Origin of the sequence: Rhodococcus mengyinensis (genome assembly GCF_048381435.1) — a bacterium.
In the GTDB taxonomy this organism is placed as follows: domain Bacteria; phylum Actinomycetota; class Actinomycetes; order Mycobacteriales; family Mycobacteriaceae; genus Rhodococcus_F; species Rhodococcus_F opacus_D.
This window is the reverse complement of sequence record NZ_JBLWIT010000092.1, coordinates 40,725-59,193: the sequence shown is the minus strand read 5'-3', so window position 1 is coordinate 59,193 and position 18,469 is coordinate 40,725. Positions and strand designations below refer to the sequence as shown.

General features: G+C 67.4%; 17 protein-coding genes. 12 read left to right on the top strand and 5 right to left on the bottom strand.

Translation table 11 applies throughout. The features are described 5' to 3' along the window. Nucleotide 1: 1 nt before the first annotated feature. Nucleotides 2-697, bottom strand: a complete 696-nt coding sequence (locus tag ACNJ7E_RS17935; protein ID WP_280784604.1) for a 3'-5' exonuclease — start codon at nucleotides 695-697, stop codon at nucleotides 2-4. Between the two features lie 304 nt (nucleotides 698-1,001). Here ACNJ7E_RS17935 and ACNJ7E_RS17930 point away from each other — a divergent pair, with 304 nt between their 5' ends. Then, a complete protein-coding gene (locus tag ACNJ7E_RS17930; RefSeq protein ID WP_005253068.1) occupies nucleotides 1,002-2,132 on the top strand; it encodes a magnesium and cobalt transport protein CorA in 1,131 nt (376 codons plus the stop codon). Nucleotides 2,133-2,178: 46 nt separating this feature from the next. On the opposite strand, the gene lppU is transcribed toward ACNJ7E_RS17930, so the two are convergent. Then, the gene (gene lppU / locus ACNJ7E_RS17925) at nucleotides 2,179-2,775 is read right to left on the bottom strand and encodes an LppU family putative lipoprotein (protein ID WP_037197591.1); all 597 of its coding nucleotides are present in this window, start codon (nucleotides 2,773-2,775) and stop codon (nucleotides 2,179-2,181) included. A gap of 148 nt (nucleotides 2,776-2,923) precedes the next feature. On the opposite strand from lppU, the gene ACNJ7E_RS17920 reads away from it, so the two are divergent. The 11 genes from ACNJ7E_RS17920 to ACNJ7E_RS17870 all read left to right on the top strand — a co-directional run bounded on the left by ACNJ7E_RS17920 (nucleotide 2,924) and on the right by ACNJ7E_RS17870 (nucleotide 14,313). Further along, the gene (locus tag ACNJ7E_RS17920) at nucleotides 2,924-3,967 is read left to right on the top strand and encodes an ATP-dependent DNA ligase (protein ID WP_280784602.1); all 1,044 of its coding nucleotides are present in this window, start codon (nucleotides 2,924-2,926) and stop codon (nucleotides 3,965-3,967) included. Next, on the top strand, nucleotides 3,968-4,996 hold the full coding sequence (gene ligD / locus ACNJ7E_RS17915; protein ID WP_283330826.1) for a non-homologous end-joining DNA ligase: 1,029 nt from the start codon (nucleotides 3,968-3,970) through the stop codon (nucleotides 4,994-4,996). 53 nt (nucleotides 4,997-5,049) lie between these two features. After that, nucleotides 5,050-5,565, top strand: a complete 516-nt coding sequence (locus tag ACNJ7E_RS17910) for a DUF6764 family protein (RefSeq protein WP_418340580.1) — start codon at nucleotides 5,050-5,052, stop codon at nucleotides 5,563-5,565. A gap of 93 nt (nucleotides 5,566-5,658) precedes the next feature. After that, nucleotides 5,659-6,864, top strand: coding sequence for a serine hydrolase domain-containing protein (locus tag ACNJ7E_RS17905; protein ID WP_280784599.1), 1,206 nt, complete (start codon nucleotides 5,659-5,661; stop codon nucleotides 6,862-6,864). Between the two features lie 17 nt (nucleotides 6,865-6,881). Beyond that, nucleotides 6,882-7,103, top strand: coding sequence for a dodecin (locus ACNJ7E_RS17900; RefSeq protein WP_280784598.1), 222 nt, complete (start codon nucleotides 6,882-6,884; stop codon nucleotides 7,101-7,103). 93 nt (nucleotides 7,104-7,196) lie between these two features. Continuing rightward, on the top strand, nucleotides 7,197-8,876 hold the full coding sequence (locus ACNJ7E_RS17895) for an FAD-dependent oxidoreductase (RefSeq protein WP_418340579.1): 1,680 nt from the start codon (nucleotides 7,197-7,199) through the stop codon (nucleotides 8,874-8,876). 169 nt (nucleotides 8,877-9,045) lie between these two features. Then, a complete protein-coding gene (locus ACNJ7E_RS17890; RefSeq protein WP_280784596.1) occupies nucleotides 9,046-9,966 on the top strand; it encodes a L,D-transpeptidase in 921 nt (306 codons plus the stop codon). Between the two features lie 98 nt (nucleotides 9,967-10,064). Next, a complete protein-coding gene (locus tag ACNJ7E_RS17885; RefSeq protein ID WP_280784595.1) occupies nucleotides 10,065-10,997 on the top strand; it encodes a carbohydrate ABC transporter permease in 933 nt (310 codons plus the stop codon). Nucleotides 10,998-11,038: 41 nt separating this feature from the next. After that, nucleotides 11,039-11,893 (top strand): carbohydrate ABC transporter permease, encoded by an 855-nt coding sequence (locus ACNJ7E_RS17880; protein ID WP_418340582.1) that lies wholly within the window; start codon nucleotides 11,039-11,041, stop codon nucleotides 11,891-11,893. An 18-nt stretch (nucleotides 11,894-11,911) separates the two neighbouring features. Then, a complete protein-coding gene (locus tag ACNJ7E_RS17875; protein ID WP_418340578.1) occupies nucleotides 11,912-13,231 on the top strand; it encodes an ABC transporter substrate-binding protein in 1,320 nt (439 codons plus the stop codon). A gap of 17 nt (nucleotides 13,232-13,248) precedes the next feature. After that, the gene (locus ACNJ7E_RS17870) at nucleotides 13,249-14,313 is read left to right on the top strand and encodes an ABC transporter ATP-binding protein (protein ID WP_283330832.1); all 1,065 of its coding nucleotides are present in this window, start codon (nucleotides 13,249-13,251) and stop codon (nucleotides 14,311-14,313) included. Between the two features lie 3 nt (nucleotides 14,314-14,316). On the opposite strand, the gene ACNJ7E_RS17865 is transcribed toward ACNJ7E_RS17870, so the two are convergent. The 3 genes from ACNJ7E_RS17865 to ACNJ7E_RS17855 form a co-directional block, all read right to left on the bottom strand. Further along, complete coding sequence (locus tag ACNJ7E_RS17865; protein ID WP_280784591.1) at nucleotides 14,317-16,266, bottom strand: M13 family metallopeptidase; 1,950 nt, start codon at nucleotides 16,264-16,266, stop codon at nucleotides 14,317-14,319. Nucleotides 16,267-16,342: 76 nt separating this feature from the next. Next, on the bottom strand, nucleotides 16,343-17,314 hold the full coding sequence (locus ACNJ7E_RS17860) for an intradiol ring-cleavage dioxygenase (RefSeq protein ID WP_418340577.1): 972 nt from the start codon (nucleotides 17,312-17,314) through the stop codon (nucleotides 16,343-16,345). A 91-nt stretch (nucleotides 17,315-17,405) separates the two neighbouring features. After that, on the bottom strand, nucleotides 17,406-18,170 hold the full coding sequence (locus ACNJ7E_RS17855; RefSeq protein ID WP_280784589.1) for a pirin family protein: 765 nt from the start codon (nucleotides 18,168-18,170) through the stop codon (nucleotides 17,406-17,408). Between the last annotated feature and the right edge of the window lie 299 nt (nucleotides 18,171-18,469).

Genomic DNA, 18,469 nt, shown 5'->3' with positions numbered 1-18,469 from the left:
ATCAGGCGATACGGAACCCGGCGAGACCGCGAATCGGCCACTCGCCGTTGACGTCCGATGCGTCCCGGCCCTGCCGGACGAGGTAGTCGGCGAAGTCGCGTTGCCGTTCGGCGTGCCAGCCGGCCTGATGCGTCATGATGTCGAGGGCCCGCAGATTCGGGTACTCCTGCGCGAGGGTTCGGGCGAGGTGTGCGGCGGCGATCGCGTCGGCCTCGGCCTCGTGGGCGTCCTCGAGGGCGATGCCGTAGTGCTCGCACACCGCGCCCAGTGTGCGCCTGCCCTTCCGGTACCGGTCCATCTCGCGGTCGATGACGTACGGGTCGACCACGATGCCGGTGACGAGTTCGGTCAGCCCGAGGCGCAGGCCCTCGGTGTGCATGACGGTCAGGTCGTAGGAGGCGTTGAACGCGACGACGGCATGGTCGCGGGTCCACGCGTCGTGCAGAGCCTCGCGGATCTCGCCGTACCCGGTGGCGTAGTCCTGCCCGTGGGCCCGGGCGTACTCCGTGGAGATTCCGTGCACGTCCGAGGCGCCCTGCGGGATGGGAACCTCCGGGTCGAGCAGCCACGTTCGCGACTCGAAGTGGTGAGCGTCGACGACGGCGATGCACGCGGAGACGATGCGGGCGTCGGTGGGGTCAGGCCCCGTCGTCTCCAGATCGAACGCGCAGATCGGTCTGTCCGACCAGCTGGTCATGGGGGCCTCTCGGTGGTGATTCGTTGCCCGCCCAGTATCGGCCGCGGCGGGCGCCGGATCCGGGACCGACACGGCGGGGATCCCAGGTTGTCGTGGCCGGTCGCCGGGGGTATCGTGTCCTCCGGTCTGCAGTTCGCCGAGATCGTGAACTGCGTTTTCGAGAGAGCAAGGAGGTGTGGCATCCGATGAGAAGCCAACCTCCGAGTACCAACTGAAACCGTTCCACCGGTAGGTGCGCGGTTTCACGGTCCGTGTTCCTCAGCGCTGTTCCGCGCTGCCCACTTTCCCTCGAAAGCCCCGTGTCATGCCTCAGCTGCGCCCGATCCGTTCCCTCCTCCCCAGCCGTTCCGCCGGTCTGTCCGACGCCGACGCCGGTCACGCGGTGACCCGCCGGCCCGTCGAACCGACGCCCGCCGAGGAAACGGTGGTCAACAGCGCCGTCTACCGCGACGGCCGGAAGACGGCCACCCCGGCCACCCTGTCCGAGGCGCTCGCGAGCCTGCCGGACGCGTCGTCGATGGCGTGGATCGGGATGTACCGGCCGAACGACGCCCAGTTGTATGCGGCAGCAAAGCAATTCGATCTCCACGAGCTGGCCGTCGAGGACGCGATCGTCGCCCACCAGCGGCCCAAGCTGGAGCGCTACGGCAAGACGCTGTTCGTGGTCCTGCGCGCCGCGCGGTACTGCGACGAGACCGAGCGCGTCGAATTCGGTGAGCTGCACGTCTTCTGCGGTCCGACGTTCGTGCTCACGGTCCGGCACAGCGAATCCCCCGACCTGTCGGCGGTCCGCCGTCGGATGGAGAGCAACCCGGACCTGCTCCGGCTCGGACCCGAGGCCGTCCTCTACGCCATCCTCGACGCGGTGGTCGACGGGTACGCACCGGTGGTGGCCGGACTGCAGAACGACATCGACGAGATCGAGACCGAGGTGTTCAGCGGAGCACCGGGCGTATCGCGGCGCATCTACGAACTCACCCGCGAGGTCATCGAATTCCAGAGGGCCACAAGGCCGCTGCTCGGGATGCTGCGCGGGTTGTCGGCGGGATTCGAGAAGTACAACACCGACGAGGAACTGCAGCGTTACCTGCGTGACGTCACCGACCACGCGACGGTCGTCGTGGAGCGGGCCGACGGCTTCCGTCAGCTGCTCGGGAACATCCTCACCGTCAACGCCACCCTGGTGTCGCAGGAACAGAACGAGGAGATGCGCAACCTGACCCAGGCCAGCTACGCGCAGAACGAGGAGATCAAGAAGGTGTCGGCGTGGGCGGCGATCCTGTTCGCGCCCACCCTGATCGGGACGGTCTACGGCATGAACTTCGACCACATGCCCGAACTGCACTGGGTCGGTGGGTATCCGTTCGCCCTGTCGCTGATGATGCTCACCTGCGCCGGGCTGTACACGATCTTCAAACGCCGCGGCTGGTTGTGAGCGAGGCCGGCTGCGGGCAGTGCCCGCAGCCGGCCGGCGCCTGCTGTCAGAGTTCGTCGACGCAGACGACGAACTTGCGCTCGGGGTATTCGTATCCGTTGGACGACGTGCTGCACGAGTCCACGGACGTGGCGCCCTGCACGATCTCCGTCACCTTCACACCGTCGACGGCCGTGGTGTCGCCGCAATCGATGCGCGCGGGATCCTCGCCGCCGACGTCCATGCACCCGCCGATAACCCAGTCCACGTCGAGGCAGATCGCGCCCTGCTCGATGCCGCCGAGGGTTTCGTAGTAGTACGAGTCGGCGTCGCTGATGCACTGGCTGTTCTTCGCGGCCTTGGCGATCACCTTGTAGTTCGAATCGGCGCTGCCGCACACCGCCTTGTCGATCTCGGCGTCGGAGACGGTGCCGCCGAGCTTCACGCACTCACCGATCGCGACCTCGAAGTCGACGTCGCCGCCGGCGTCCTCGCCTTCCTGCCCGTCGATCACGGTGGTCGATTCGCTGGACGTGGTGGCCGCGGACGCACCCGACTCCGGCACCGCGGTGGGCGTCGTGTCCGAACCGCACCCGGCCACCAGAACTGCCGTCGCCGACAACGCGACGACTGCGGTACACACCCGCCGAACTAACCCTGTCATGTCTGACCCCTCCGTCAGGTGACCGTCCGCCACCCGTTCCTCCGAGATGACCGTTGCCACCTCGATCGTGTCCACCGCGATTGCCGTGTCGCGCATTATTTGATTACATCGCCGTCCGATTTGCCAATTGTGGTGACAGTATGGACGGGTGGATCTCCCCGTGATGCCTCCGTTACAGCCGATGCTCGCGAAGGCTGCGTCGTCCGTTCCGGCGCAACCGGAGTCCGGGCTCGCCTGGTCCTACGAACCGAAATGGGACGGCTTCCGCACCCTCGTCTTCCGCGACGGCGACGAGGTGGTGCTCGGGTCCCGCGGCGGAAAGGATCTGGCCAGGTACTTTCCCGAACTCGTCCGGGCGGTGAAGGACGAACTGCCGCAGCGGTGCGTGGTGGACGGCGAACTCGTCGTCCCGCGCAACATCGACGGCCGCACCCGGCTCGACTGGGAGTCGTTGTCGGAGCGCATTCATCCGGCCGAGAGCCGGGTGACGATGCTGTCCGAGAAGACCCCGGCGCAGTTCGTCGCGTTCGATCTGCTCGCCCTGGGCGACCGCGACCTCAGCCGCGAGGACTTCTCGGTACGGCGCGCGCAGCTCGTCGACACCATCGGCGGCGGACCCAGCTGCCACGTCACCGCCGCCACCGAATCCAGTGCGACGGCCACCAAGTGGTTCGAGGCGTTCGAGGGGGCCGGCCTCGACGGGGTGGTGGCGAAGAAGCTGGTGGGTCCGTACCTGCCCAACAAGCGGGAAATGGTGAAGGTGAAGCACGCCCGCACCGCCGACTGCGTCGTCATCGGATACCGGCCGCACAAGAGTCAGCCGGGGATCGGGTCGATGCTGCTCGGACTGTACGACGGCGACCAGATGGCGATGGTCGGCGGTGCATCGGCGTTCACGGCGGCGCGGCGGATCGAACTGCTCGCCGAACTCGACGAGCTGCGCGTCGGCGACGACGTCGTCGCGGACGGGGCGCCGACCCGGTGGCAGTCCGGCAACGACCGAACCTGGGTGCCGCTGCGCCCCGAACGCGTCGTCGAGGTGGCGTACGACCAGATGGAGGGTGCCCGGTTCCGGCACGCCGCGCGGTTCCTGCGCTGGCGCCCGGACCGGACGCCCGACGAGTGCACGTTCCAACAATTGGAGGTCCCGGTGCGATACGACCTTGCCGACGTCCTGGCCGGAGGTTCCTAGATGGCGAGTCCTGCCGAAGAACTCGACGTCGACGGCGTCGCCGTGCGGCTGTCGAACCCCGACAAGATCTACTATCCCAAACTCGGTGCCGAGGGCGGCACGAAACGGCACCTGGTGGAGTACTACCGGACCGTGGCACTCGACGGTGCGCTGCTGACCGCCCTGGTCGATCGGCCGACGCATCTGCAACGGTTCCCGGACGGGATCGAGGGCGAGGAGATCTACCAGAAGCGGGTTCCCGCGAAGCGGCCCGATCACGTGGAATCGTGCGAGGTCACGTTCCCGTCCGGCCGCAAGGCGGACGTGCTCCGCGTGCGCAGTGCCGCGAACATCGTGTGGGCGGCGAACCTCGGCAACATCACGTTCCACCCGTGGGCGGTCCGGTGCCCCGACGTCGATCATCCCGACGAACTGCGCATCGACCTGGACCCGCAGCCGGGAACCGGATTCGACGACGCCCGGGCGGTCGCGCTGGACGTGCTGCGGCCGCTGCTGGACGAACTCGGTCTCGTCGGCTTCCCCAAGACGTCGGGCGGCCGCGGGCTGCACGTGTATCTCCGCATCGAACCGCGCTGGGATTTCATCGAGGTGCGGCGCGCGGGCATCGCCCTCGCCCGGGAGATCGAGCGGCGCAGCGGCGACCGGGCCACCACGTCCTGGTGGAAGGAGGAACGCGGCGAACGCATCTTCCTCGACTTCAACCAGAACGCCAGGGACAAGACCATCGCGTCCGCCTACTCGGCCCGCAAGACGCCGATCGCGACCGTGTCGACGCCGGTCACCTGGGAGGAACTGGTGGACGTCGACCCTGACGACTTCACCATCGCGACCGTGCCCGCGCTGCTCGCGAAGCGCGGCGATCCCATGGCGACGATGGGTGACGTGGCTCAATCGCTCGACGTGCTGCTGGAGATGGCCGAACGGGACGCCGCGAACGGTCTCGGCGATCTGCCGTACCCACCCAATTACCCCAAAATGCCGGGGGAACCCAAGCGGGTACAACCGAGTCGGGACCGAGACCGCAAATAGCCGGCGCTCACGTAGGCTCGGGACGGTCGGGTCGGGAACAATGTGAGGTCGCCATGGAACGTACGACAGTCGGTACTGCCGGACTCGTCCTCGGTGTCGTCGCGACGGCACTCGGGACCCTGATGATCGCGCCGGCCACCGCGTCGGCCGTGTCCCTGTCCTGTGTGTCCCCACCGGGCCGGGGTGACACCACGGTCGTCGACCGCACCGCGTGCGGGGCCAACGCCGATACGAGCAGCAATTCGGCGGCGTTCGGCACGGACGGTGTCGGGTTCGCCGACGCAGCCCACGCGGGAGCGGCGCTCGGCGCCGGCCTGGGTGGCGGTGTCGGTGCCGCCGAGGCACGTCGTGGCGCAGTCGCCGCGGTGGCGGTCGGGCCCCAGAGCGTCGCCATCGGAACGGTCGACGGTGCCGGTCCCGCGCTGGTGCTGAGCGGTCCGGGAGGGCAGGCGCTGGTCGCGGATCCGGCCAAGGGCGTGGTGTGCGCCGCTGGACCGTCGCTCGCGATCAATTTCCTTGCAGGTCAAGCGTGTCTGACCGACGGCATAACAGTGTGGCGGCTTCCCTGAACGGCACCCCGGTCCGCGTCGTATGGTGACGGTAGTCACAATGGGTTGACGCAACTGCCGTAGGAGATACGGCAGCGAGATCGGAGGTGGTCGATGACGACCAGCGTTCGAGTTCCCCGGCCCGCGTCCGTGCCACGGACGGAGCTGCACGTCGATCCGCGGTTCCTGCCGCTCGCCGACCGATTTTTCGCGATGTACCGGCAACCACAGCACGGTGGCGGGGCGCTCACCGCGTACTTCCGGGGTGAGAAAGTCCTCGACATCTGGGCGGGCTGGGCAGACCGCGACCGCCGATGGGACCGCGACACCGTCGCCCTGTCGTTCTCGACGGGAAAGGGTGTGGCCAGCACGGTCGTCCACCGCCTCGCCGAGCGCAGGCTGATCGACTACGACGCGCCCGTCGCGCGCTACTGGCCCGAGTTCGGCGCGGCAGGCAAGGACGACATCACGGTTCGCGAACTCCTCACCCACCGGGCCGGACTGCACAAGGTCCGGGGCCTGATGCGAAGCCCGCTCGATCTCCTCGACTACGACGCCGTCGTCCAGGCCCTCGCGGCCACCTCGGCGGATCCGCGCAGGCTGCGCGGTCCCGGGTACCATGCCGTCACCTACGGGTGGCTGGTGGCCGAACTGATCGCACGCGTCACCGGGAAGTCGTTCGTCCAGGCCGTGCAGGACGAAATCGCGGGCCCGCTCGGCGTCGACGACTTCTGGTATCAGGTTCCCGGACAGCACCGTCCACGGATCGCGAAGCTGTTTCCGCACATCAACCCGGCCGGCCTCAACTGGGAGCTCACGTCGAATGTGCTCTCGCTCGTCGGCCCCACCCGCGGCCTCGCCGAGGCGGCGATGCCCCAGGGATTCGACGTGCTGGTCCGGAACCCCGCGGTGCACGATGCGGTGATGCCCGGCTGGAACGGCGTGTTCAGCGCGCGGGCGCTCGCGCGCATGTACGGCGCGATCGCCAACGGGGGCAGGCTGGACGGACACCGGTTCCTGCGCAAGGCCACCATCGCGCAGATGTCGCAGGTGCAGACCCACGACCGCGACTACGTCCTGGGGATCCGCCCGCAGTGGTCCCTCGGCTACCACCGGCCGATCCTCGCGTCCCGGGAACAACCGCGGAACGCGATCGGGCACTACGGCGTCGGCGGGTCCGGTGCCTACGCGGACCTCGACAGCGGCCTGTCCCTGGGCTTCGTCACCAACCGACTCGGGAGTTCCCTCACGGCTCTCGGTGATCTTCGTCTGGCCCGGCTCGGTGTCGAGGCGCAGGCGATCGTCCGGAACGGCAAGTAACCACGAAAGGAATCCCGATGAGTGATCACGTGTACCGAGTTGTCGAGGTCGTCGGTTCGTCGAGCGACAGTACCGACGCGGCCGTCGAGAACGCCATCGCGCGGACCAACGAGACCGTGCGCAACGTCGAGTGGTTCGAGGTCGTCGAGACCCGGGGGCACGTCGAGAACGGCGCCATCGCGCACTACCAGGTCACGGTGAAGGTCGGATTCCGTGTGGAGCCTGGCGACGCGGTCTGACATCGCGCACGGTTCTCGCGCAAAATTGGAACACGTTATAGTCTGGTGTCACATCCCGACGTCGGACTGCGCGTACTCAGGTAGGGGAGAACCGTGACTTATGTGATCACGCAGCCGTGCTGCAACGACGCATCGTGCGTCGATGTCTGTCCGGTCAACTGCATCCATCCCACACCGGACGAGAAGCCGTTCGCCACCACGGAAATGCTGTACATCGACCCGGACACCTGCATCGACTGCGGGGCCTGCGTCGAGGAGTGCCCGGTGGAGGCGATCTACGCGGAGAACGACCTCGACGAGGTCGACGAGCCGTACCTCGACATCAACGCGCAGTACTACACCAAGCACCCCATCGGCCCCGACTGGCCCGAGCCGCTCAAGCTGCCGCAGATCGACGCAGCCCTCGGCACGCTCCACGTCGCGATCGTCGGGTCGGGTCCGGCCGCCTGCTACGCCGCGATGGAACTGACCGCGAAGCCGCGCGTCGAGGTCGACATCTTCGACCGCCTGCCCACCCCGTACGGGCTGGTGCGCGCCGGTGTCGCGCCGGACCATCCGGGCACCAAGGGCGTCACGGACCAGTTCCGCTCCGTCGTCGGCAAGCGCACGGTGCACTGCCACTTCAACGTGGAAGTGGGCCGGGACGTGAGCCACGAGGAACTGCTCGCGCACCACCACGCCGTCATCTACGCGGTCGGCGCGGCAGGCGACCGCACGCTGGGCATTCCCGGCGAGGATCTGGTCGGCAGCCACGCCGCCACCGAGTTCGTCGCCTGGTACAACGGCCACCCCGACTACGCCGACCACGCGTTCGACCTGTCGGGGGAGCGGGCCGTCATCGTGGGCAACGGCAACGTGGCACTCGACGTGGCTCGCATCCTCGTCACCGATCCGGAGATCCTGGCGAAGACGGACCTCGCGGACCACGCCCTCGAGGCGCTGCGGGCGAGCAACATCCGCGAGGTCGTCATTCTCGGCCGCCGCGGCCCCGCTCAGGCCGCCTACACCAACCCCGAACTCCTCGCGCTCGGGCTGATGCCGAACGTGGACATCGTGGTCGACCCGGAAGAAGCGGTCCTCGACCCGGCAAGCCGCGCGTTCGTCGACGGCGACGAGGCCGAGCCGTCGCAGCGCCACAAGGTGCGGCAGGTCGAGGAATTCGCCCGGCGCACCGCCGATCCGGCGAAGAAGCGGATCGTGCTGCGGTTCCTGACGTCGCCCGTGGAGATTCTCGGCACCGACACCGTCGAATCGGTGCGCATCGCGAAGAACGAGATGGTCGCGGACGCGTCGGGACGGCTCAGCGCCAAACCGTCCGACGTCACCTCCACGCTGGACACCGGCCTGGTGTTGCGCTCGATCGGCTACCGCGGTCAACCCGTGGCCGGCATCCCCTTCGACGACCGGCGCGGCGTCATCCCCAACGAGAACGGCCGGGTGATCGATCCCGAGACCGGCGCGCCGGTGCCCGGCGTGTACGTGGCGGGCTGGATCAAGCGCGGGCCGACGGGCGTGATCGGCACCAACAAGTACTGCTCCGCGGAGACGGTCAAGATGCTGATCGACGATTTCTCCGCCGGTCGGCTCGACGCGCCCGCCGAACGTGAGGCTCTCGACCGCCTGATCGCCGAGCGTGCGCCCGACGCCGTCGACTACCAGGGCTGGCAGCGGATCGACAAGACCGAACGCGCCGGGGGCAAGGCGGCCGGCCGGACGCGCACCAAGCTGATCACCATCGAAAGCATGCTCGCCGCCGCCCGCGCCGAGACCTGATCGTGAGCACTTCTTGACCACTCGGTGACACCACCTCCCCGCAGGCCGCGGAGCGGCAACGATTGCGGGCAAATTGCTCGCGGCCGGATGATGTGTGTTAATGGCAGTGCGCGATTGGTAGGTCCGTCGGGGACGCGCGTTGCACACGTCGTCGAACGAGAGTGGTCATATGGGCAAGTCAGGAATCGGTTTTTCCAGGAACAAGCACTGGTCTTCGCGCGTCGCCGTCGCACTGACCGGGGCCGTCGTCTCGGGAACTGCGCTGGTCGGGGCCGCACAGGCCGCACCGCTCTTTCCCGGTGGACCGGAGATTCCGAGTCTTCCCACCCTTCCCGGGCTGCCCGGCGCGCCGCAGCTGCCGCTTCCCGAACCGGCACCCGCGCCCGCGAACTTCTCGGCTCCGTCCCTCAACCCGGGCGCCGGCGAGGTCGTGGGTGTCGCGCAGCCGGTGATCATCCGCTTCAACGAGGCGATCGGCGACCGCGCCGCCGCCGAGCGGGCCATCAAGGTCACCACCAGCCAGCCCGTCGAGGGTGGTTTCTACTGGATCAACGACAGCCAGGTGCGCTGGAAGCCCACCGAGTTCTGGCCCGCGAACACCGAGGTCACCGTGGATGCCGGCGATGCGCACTCCACGTTCACCATCGGCGACGCGCTGGTGGCGACCGCGGACGACAACACCAAGCAGATCACCGTCACCCGGAACGGCGAAGTGGTCAAGACCATGCCGACGTCGATGGGTAAGACCGATCACGAGACGCCGAACGGCACGTACATCATCGGCGACAAGTTCCGCGACATGTACATGGACTCGTCCACGTACGGAGTCCCGGTCGACTCGGCCGAGGGGTACCGCACGTACGTCGAGTACGCCACCCGCATGTCGTACAGCGGCATCTTCGTCCACGCCGCACCGTGGTCGGTGGACGCACAGGGCAACACCAACGTCAGCCACGGCTGCCTCAACGTGAGTACCGAGGACGCCAAGTGGTTCTACGAGAACTCGAAGAAGGGTGACGCCGTGGTCGTGCAGAACACCGCGGGCGGCGTGCTGAGCGGCTCCGACGGTCTCGGCGACTGGAACCGCTGACCCCGATTCCCACCGCGTTCTTCCCGTAGCCCGCACAGTTCAATGTGCGGGCTACGGCAATTCACCGGCTATTCGTCATCGGTCGTCAGACTGCCGCAGTGAGATCGAGTCCGCAACGTTCCCTGCCGTCGCCGGGAAAGCAGGGACTGCTCGGGCGTCCGTGGCGGGACTATGCGTTGTTCGCGGCGCTGGTGGGTCCCAATCTGGTTCTGCTCGTACTGTTCACATACCGGCCCCTGGTCGACAACATCCGGCTGTCGTTCTTCGACTGGAACATCGCCGACCCCGTCGCCACGTTCGTCGGATGGGACAACTACCGCGAGTGGTGGAGCCGGACCGACACCTGGCAGATCGTCGGCAACACCGTCGTGTTCACCGTCGCGACCGTGGTGGGATCGATGATCGCCGGTCTCGCGCTCGCCGTGCTGCTGGACCGTAACCTGCACGGCCGCAACCTCGTCCGCTCGGCGATCTTCGCGCCGTTCGTCATCTCGGGAGCCGCGATCGGCGTGGCGTTCCAGTTCGTGTTCGATCCCCGTTTCGGGTTGATCCAGGATCTGCTGCACCGTGTCGGGATCGACTCCGTCCCCGACTTCTATCAGGACCCGCACTGGGCGCTGTTCATGGTGACGGTCACCTACATGTGGAAGAACCTCGGCTACACGTTCGTGATCTACCTTGCGGCACTGCAGGGCACGCGGCGTGAGCTGACCGAGGCCGCGGAGATCGACGGGGCGGGCCGGTGGACGACGTTCCGCCGGGTCATCCTGCCGCAGTTGCGTCCGACCACCTACTTCCTCTCGATCACGGTGATGCTGGGCTCCCTTCAGGTGTTCGACATCATCAACGTGATGACCCGGGGCGGTCCGCTCGGCACCGGAACCACCACGATGGTCTACCAGGTCTACAACGAATCGTTCCGCAACTTCCGTGCCGGCTACGGCGCCACCGTGGCCACGATCATGTTCCTTGTCCTGCTAGGGATCACCGTCTACCAGGTGCGGATCATGGATCGCGGTGAGGTCCGGTGACCGCGGAGACACTGCGCGAACAGCGCAGCACGGAGGTGCCGGTGGCGACAGACCCGGCCCGTGACCATCGCCGCCGGGAAGCGCTCGTGACGGCCCTGGGATACGCCGCGATGGTGGCGGTGCTGGTCATGGTGGCCCTGCCGCTGTACTGGATCGTGATGACATCCTTCAAGGATCGCCCGGACGTCTACACCCTGCCGGTCACCTGGTGGCCCGGCACCTTCCATCCCGAGAACTACTCGGAGGCCACCACGTCGGTGCCGTTCTGGACGTTCCTGCGCAACTCCGTGATCATCACCGGGGTGCTGGCCGTCGTGAAGTTCGCACTCGGCGTGTTCAGCGCCTACGGACTGGTGTTCCTGCGGTTCCCGGGTAAGAACGTCGTGTTCCTCGGCATCATCGCCGCCTTGATGGTGCCCAACCAGATCACGGTCATCTCCAACTACGCACTCGTCGCCGAATGGGGCTGGCGGAACAGCTTTCACGGCATCATCGTTCCGCTCGCCGGGGTCGCGTTCGGAACGTTCCTGATGCGCAACCACTTCCTGTCGATCCCCACCGAGATCATCGAGGCCGCCCGGATGGACGGCGCAGGCCACTTCCGCCTACTGTGGCGGGTGATCCTGCCGGTGTCCGGGCCCACCATGGTGGCGTTCGCGATCATCACCGTCGTCACCGAGTGGAACGAATACCTGTGGCCGTTCCTGATGGCCGACGACGCGTCCGTCGCGCCGCTGCCGATCGGGTTGACCCAACTCCAGAACAACGACGGGCTCACCAACTGGGGTCCGGTCATGGCGGGAACGGTACTCACGATGCTGCCGATTCTCGTGGTTTTCCTTGTGCTGCAACGGCACATGATCAAGGGCCTCACATCGGGTGCGGTCAAGGGATAGCGGAGAACGAGGAGAGACATGAATCGGATGAACCGTCGAGGATTCCTCGGGCTGGCGGGCGCGGTGGCCGCCGGCGCCGCGCTGTCCGCGTGCGCCGGGTCGGGGTCGGGCTCGTCGGCGACGTCCGGCGCGGCGGGCGATGCGAACACCATCACGTTCTGGTCCAACCACCCGGGCAAGTCGCAGGACGTCGAACGGGAACTGATCAACCGGTTCCAGGCGAAATACCCCGACCTCACCGTGAACCTCGTCGACGGCGGAAAGAACTACGAGGAGGTCTCGCAGAAGTTCAACGCGGCCCTGTCGGGCGGCGAACTGCCCGACGTGGTGGTCCTGTCGGACGTCTGGTGGTTCAACTACGCCCTGACCGGGGCCATCGAGCCGCTCGACGGACTGTTCGGCGAGGTCGGTGTCGACTCCTCCGACTACGTCGACTCGCTGCTCGCCGACTACCTGTTCGAGGGCAGGCACTACGCCCTTCCGTATGCGCGGTCGACGCCGCTGTTCTACTACAACAAGCAGGTGTGGGCGCAGGCCGGACTGCCCGACCGGGGGCCCGCCACCTGGCAGGAGTTCGACGAGTGGGGTCCCGAACTGCAGCGGGTGATGGGCGGCGGCAAGCTGGCCCACGGCTGGGGCGACGCCAAGAACTACCTGGGCTGGACGTTCGAGGGGCCGGTCTGGACGTTCGGCGGGGCGTACTCGGACCAGTGGGACCTGAAGTTCGGCGACGAGAAGACACTCGCCGCGGGGACGTTCCTGAAGGACATGATCCACACGAAGAAATACGCGGCCGTGTCGAGCGACATCGCCAACGAGTTCGGCGCCGGCATCCTCGCCTCGACCATCGCCTCGACCGGCGACCTGTCGGGGATCACCAAGTCGGCCGCGTTCGACTTCGGCACCGCCTTCCTCCCCGCGTCGGGCGCGCCGGGCTGCCCGACCGGTGGCGCGGGCCTCGCGATTCCGGCGCGGATCTCCGACGAGCGGAAGAAGAACGCGCTGACGTTCATCGACTTCGTGACCAACGGCGAGAACACCGCGTACTTCTCCCAGAACGTCGGATACATGCCCGTCCGCAAGTCCGCTGTCGAGGACCCGAGTATGAAGGCGTACCTCGACGCGAACCCCAACGCGCGCACCGCCGTCGACCAGCTCGCGAAGACCCGGTCGCAGGACTACGCCCGGGTGTTCGTGCCCGGCGGCGACCAGATCATCGGCACCGGACTCGAGCAGATCGCGCTGCAGAATGCGGACGTGGCGGCGACGTTCGCGGGTGTCGGGACGCAACTGCAGCAGATCATCGACCGCCAGATCACACCCAAGCTGCCCCAGTAGGAGGAGAAGGAACATCCATGGCCCACGTGCAGTTCGCAGGTGTCACCCACCGCTATTCCGGAGCCGATCGACCCGCGGTCGATCGGCTGGACCTCGACATCGCGGACGGCGAGTTTCTCGTCCTGGTGGGTCCGTCCGGGTGCGGTAAGTCGACCAGTCTGCGAATGCTGGCCGGCCTCGAAGCCGTCGAGGCGGGCCGCATCGAGATCGGCGGCGCCGATGTCACCGCGCTGCCGCCCCGGGCGCGGGACGTGGCCATGGTGTTCCAGAGTTACGCGCTGTACCCGAACATGACCGTCGCCGACAACATGGGTTTCGCGCTCCGCAACGCCGGCGTCGGGAAGGTGGAACGCACCGAACGGGTGCTGGAAGCGGCGCGGATGCTCGAACTCGAACCGCTGCTGGATCGCAAACCGGCGAAACTGTCCGGCGGGCAACGTCAACGGGTCGCGATGGGCCGGGCCATCGTGCGGCACCCCAAGGTGTTCTGCATGGACGAACCGCTGAGCAACCTCGACGCCAAGCTGCGGGTGAGCACCCGCTCGCAGATCGCGGGCCTGCAGCGCCGGCTCGGCACGACCACCGTGTACGTCACCCACGACCAGGTGGAGGCCATGACTATGGGCGACCGGGTGGCGGTCATGCAGGGTGGGCGCCTCCAGCAGGTCGCCCGGCCCCGCGATCTCTACGACGACCCGGTCAACACGTTCGTCGCCGGTTTCATCGGCTCGCCCGGGATGAACCTCATGGACACCCCGATCCGCGACGGCGTCGCCGAACTGGGCGACCTGCGAATTCCCGTGCCGCACTCGGCTATCGGGGACGGATCCGTGATCGTCGGGGTGCGCCCGGAGTCGTGGGTGCTGGTGGGGTCGTGGCGCAAGGACTCGTACACGGTCGACGCCGACCTGCTCGAGGAACTGGGGGCGGAGTCCTTCGTGTACGCGTCCGGGACGTCCGGGAAGGTGGTGGTGCGGGTGGACCGCACCCGCACCGTCGCCGCGGGGGAGAGGGTGCACCTGCAGCCGAAGCCCGGCGAGGTGTACTTCTTCTCCGCGGCGACGGGGAACCGTCTGCGGTAGTCGCTACCAGATCTTGACGCGCTCCTCCGGATCCAGATACAGGGCGTCACCCGGCTGGACGTCGAACGCGTCGTGGAACGTGTCGAGGTTGCGGACCACGCCGTTGCAGCGGAACTCCGGCGGCGAGTGCGGATCGACGGCCAGCCTGCGGAGCGCCTCGGCGTCCCGGGCCTTGGTGCGCCACACCTGTGCCCAGCCGAAGAACACCCGCTGGATACCGGTGAGGCCGTCGAGAACCTCGGGCTCGGACCCTTCCGTGGCGATCCGGTACGCCGCGATGGCGATGGACAGGCCACCGAGGTCGCCGATGTTCTCACCGATGGTGAACTCGCCGTTCACGCTGTGGCCGGGCAGCGCCTTCGGCTCGAACTCGTTGTACTGCTCGATCAGCGCCTTCGTGCGCTTGCCGAACTCGGTCCGGTCGTCGTCGGTCCACCAGTCGACCATGTTGCCGTCGCCGTCGTACTTGGCGCCCTGATCGTCGAAGCCGTGGCCGATCTCGTGACCGATGACGGCACCGATTCCGCCGTAGTTGGCGGCGTCGTCGGCGGCAGCGTCGAAGAACGGCGGCTGCAGAATGGCTGCGGGAAAGACGATTTCGTTCATGCCCGGGTTGTAGTAGGCGTTGACTGTCTGCGGTGTCATGAACCACTCGTCGCGGTCGACGGGGCCGCCGAGCTTCGCGAGGTCGCGGTCGTACTCCGCCGCGTAGCCGCTGCGGTAGTTGCCCACCAGGTCGTCGCGGGAGATGGTGACGGCCGAGTAGTCGCGCCACTTGTCGGGGTAGCCGATCTTGGGCGTGAACTTCTCCAGCTTGCGGAGCGCCGCCTGCCGCGTCTCGGGGCTCATCCAGTCCAGGTCGGAGATGTTGCGCCGGTAGGCCTCCTGCAGGTTGGCGACGAGTTCCTGCATGCGGGCCTTCGCGTCGGCCGGGAAGTGGCGTTCGACGTAGAGCTTGCCGACGGCCTCGCCCAGCAGATCCTGCACCAGGGACACGCCGCGCTTCCAGCGCTCACGGATCTCCTCGGCACCGGTCAGCGTCTTCCCGTAGAACGCGAAGTTCTCGTCGACCAGGGCCTGCGTGAGGTACGGGGCGCGGGACCGGATGACGTTCCACGTCGCCCACGCCTTCCAGTCGTCGATGTCCTCGGACGTCCACAGCTCGGTCAGCGTGGTGAGGAAGTCGGGCTGGCGGACCACGATCTCGGCGAACTGCTCGGACGTGCCGCCGAGCGCGCCGATCCACGACGACCAGTCCAACCCGGCGGGGAGCTGGTCGAGGGTGAGCAGGTTGTAGCTCAGCTCGGCGTCGCGACGCTTCACGACGTCCCAATGACCGGCCGCGATCTTGGTTTCCAGGTCGAACACGCGCTGCGCGTCGTAGTCGACGCCTGCGAGGGCGAACATCTTCGCGATGTGCTTCACGTACGCCGCGCGGATCTCCGCGTGGTCGTCCTGGCGGTAGTACGACTCGTCGGGCAGGCCGATGCCCGACTGGCTGAAGTGGACGAGGTAACGCTCGGAGTTCTTGGCGTCCGTGTCGACGTAGTGGCCGACGGCTCCGCCGACCCCCGTGCGCTGCTGGCGGCCGATGACGGCGGCGAGCGCGGAGAGGTCGGCGGCCGAGGCCACGTCGGCGAGCTCGCCCGCGATCGGTGCGAGCCCCGCGGCCTCGACGACATCCGCGTCCATGAAGCTGCCGTACAGGTCACCGATGCGCTGCGCGTCGGTCCCCGGCGCCGCGCCGGAGTCCGCCGCCTCCTCGATGATGGTCTGGACGTCGACCTCGGCCTTGTCGTACAGCGTGCGGAACGCGCCGTCGATCGCCCGGTCCGCGGGAATCTCGTAGTCGTCGATCCACTTGCCGTTCACGTGGACGAAGAGGTCGTCCTGGGCGCGGGTGTCGTTGTCGAGGTGAGTGAGGTCGATGCCGGAGCGCTGAGCCGTGGTCATGCGTTCCATCCTTACACCGTTCCGCGCCGGGAGGTCCACCACTGCGCTCAGGGCGAAACAGACGACCGGGGATCGATCAGACGTCGATGCCGAGGTTGATCGCCGCGAGGTAGCCGTCCGACTGCTTGGCGACGGTCAGCAGGCCGGCGGCGTCGTAGATGCTGTCGGTGGAGTTGTTCACGTTGTTCTCGCGTCCGGTGTGATCGGAGTACGGCGCGGTCGCGTACACCTCGTCGAGCAGGGCCTCGTCGAAGAACAGCTGGGTGGTGAGCACCGTCTTCTTGTCGATGTGCACCTTCAGGTGGATGTGGGTGGTCCGGCTGATGTACCAACCGGGGAAGATGGTGGTGAACTGGGCGACACCGTTCGCGTCCGTGGTCTGGGCGCCGCGCAGGTAGGTGCCGTCGTCCGTGGTGGCGGCCTCGCTGTCGCCGACGCTGTAGGACCCGTCGGACGTCTCACCCGAACCGCCGGACATGTCGCCGCCGGGACCACCCGCACCGGGACCACCCGCACCGGGACCACCGGCCGGGGGTTGGCCGCCACCGGGTCCGCCCGCCGGAGGCGCGCCTGCGGGGGCGCCGTTGCCGCTGAGGTCCGCGGCCTTGGAACCCGACTCGAAGCCGGAGTACACCCCACCCGCGTCGCAGTGCCAGATCTCGACGACGGCATTGCTCACCACCGCGGCGGAGCCGTCCGCGGAACAATTCGTCAGGTCCTGCACCCGCAGTGCGAGCTGCAGGTTCGTGCCCGGCCGGTCCTCGCGGATGTCGCTGCGGATGGAGTCGACGTCGAACCAGTACGGTCCCTGCGTCTCCTCGACGGCCAGGACGCACCGCGGTGCCTGGTCGAGCAGGGCGCTCACGGTGTCGGCGCTCGTCGTCGCGGCACTGGATGTGGCTGCGGTCGACGTGGCCGACGCCGACGTGCTGCTGCTCCCGTTCCCGGTGCAGGCGGCGATGAGCCCACCCAGGCTCACTGTTCCACCGACCGCCAGTGCGCGGCGGCGGCTGATGCGCAGACGGCTCTTCTCGACGTCCTTGTTCACGATGCGTACCTCTCCATGATCGGGCTGTGACCCGATCGTGGCGCACGAACCTGCGCGCAGCGTGCCGTCCGGCTGTGAACTTGCTGGGAACTCACCCGCCGAGGCGGGCGTGCATCTCCCAGACGAGAACCTCGGCGCCGGAGTGCGAGGTGACCTGCTGGCCACCGGAGGCGCTCAGCCGGACGGCGTCCCCCTCGTACAGGGTGCCGACACCCTCCATCTCCGCGGTGCCCCGGGCGACGAAGACGTGGAGGAACGGCGCTTCGGGAAGCGTCACCGATGCGCCGGGGAAGAGTCGCGCGACATGCAGGGCCGCGTGCTTGTTGTGGATTCGGATCGCCGAATTATCTTTGTATTCCGGCATTCCGGACGCAACGGGCACCAGCCCGCCCTTGAGGATCTCGTCCTCGATCTCGAGCTGTTCGTAGCTCGGAGTGAGGCCGGCTTCGTCGGGTACCACCCACATCTGGACGAAATGCACCGGCTCGTGGTGCTGCTCACCCTCGAGGCGCCAGCTGTCGTTCTTCTCGGAATGCATGATGCCCTTGCCTGCGCTCATGCGTTGCGCAAGGCCGGGATAGATGATGCCGGAGTGGCCGATCGAATCCTGATGGACGAGCGAGCCGCGCAGCACCCACGTGACGATCTCCATGTCTTTGTGCGGGTGCGTGTCGAATCCCTGACCGGGGAGCACGGTGTCGTCGTTGTTCACGAGGAGCAGCCCGTGGTGTGTGTTGTCGGGGTCGTAGTGCTGGCCGAAGGAGAACGAGTGCTTCGAATCCAACCAGGAAATCTTGGTTTTCAGCCGATCGCCGGCACGATGAACATAGACATGAGGTGTGGTGACTGCTGGCATATCGGTCCTCCTTCGGGTGGTACCCGGTCCAGAGTACGAGGTGCCGGCTGCAGGTACTCGCAAGACGGTGTCGATTGTGCATCGAATTCATCGCCTGCCGGCAGCGGTGGAGGACCCGCGTCGAAGGCGAAATGAGGTTGCGCAGTGCGACATTGGCGAACCTGACATCCGTAAGGTGGTGTTCGGCAACAGGTTTCACCGACGGTGCGAAATGCCCGAAAGACGGGCGTCCAGTTCGTGCCGCCGTGAATGCCCGCTTCGGCCGGGCCCGCGGCGTACAGTTCGAATTGTGCGTCCGG

Coding starts and splice junctions, on each gene's coding strand:
- ACNJ7E_RS17875 (WP_418340578.1), top strand. CDS start 11,912: ATGAATCGGATGAACCGTCGAGGATTCCTCGGGCTGGCGGGCGCGGTG.
- ACNJ7E_RS17890 (WP_280784596.1), top strand. CDS start 9,046: ATGGGCAAGTCAGGAATCGGTTTTTCCAGGAACAAGCACTGGTCTTCG.
- ACNJ7E_RS17935 (WP_280784604.1), bottom strand. CDS start 697: ATGACCAGCTGGTCGGACAGACCGATCTGCGCGTTCGATCTGGAGACG.
- ACNJ7E_RS17855 (WP_280784589.1), bottom strand. CDS start 18,170: ATGCCAGCAGTCACCACACCTCATGTCTATGTTCATCGTGCCGGCGAT.
- ACNJ7E_RS17930 (WP_005253068.1), top strand. CDS start 1,002: ATGCCTCAGCTGCGCCCGATCCGTTCCCTCCTCCCCAGCCGTTCCGCC.
- ACNJ7E_RS17910 (WP_418340580.1), top strand. CDS start 5,050: ATGGAACGTACGACAGTCGGTACTGCCGGACTCGTCCTCGGTGTCGTC.
- ligD (WP_283330826.1), top strand. CDS start 3,968: ATGGCGAGTCCTGCCGAAGAACTCGACGTCGACGGCGTCGCCGTGCGG.
- lppU (WP_037197591.1), bottom strand. CDS start 2,775: ATGACAGGGTTAGTTCGGCGGGTGTGTACCGCAGTCGTCGCGTTGTCG.
- ACNJ7E_RS17905 (WP_280784599.1), top strand. CDS start 5,659: ATGACGACCAGCGTTCGAGTTCCCCGGCCCGCGTCCGTGCCACGGACG.
- ACNJ7E_RS17900 (WP_280784598.1), top strand. CDS start 6,882: ATGAGTGATCACGTGTACCGAGTTGTCGAGGTCGTCGGTTCGTCGAGC.
- ACNJ7E_RS17865 (WP_280784591.1), bottom strand. CDS start 16,266: ATGACCACGGCTCAGCGCTCCGGCATCGACCTCACTCACCTCGACAAC.
- ACNJ7E_RS17870 (WP_283330832.1), top strand. CDS start 13,249: ATGGCCCACGTGCAGTTCGCAGGTGTCACCCACCGCTATTCCGGAGCC.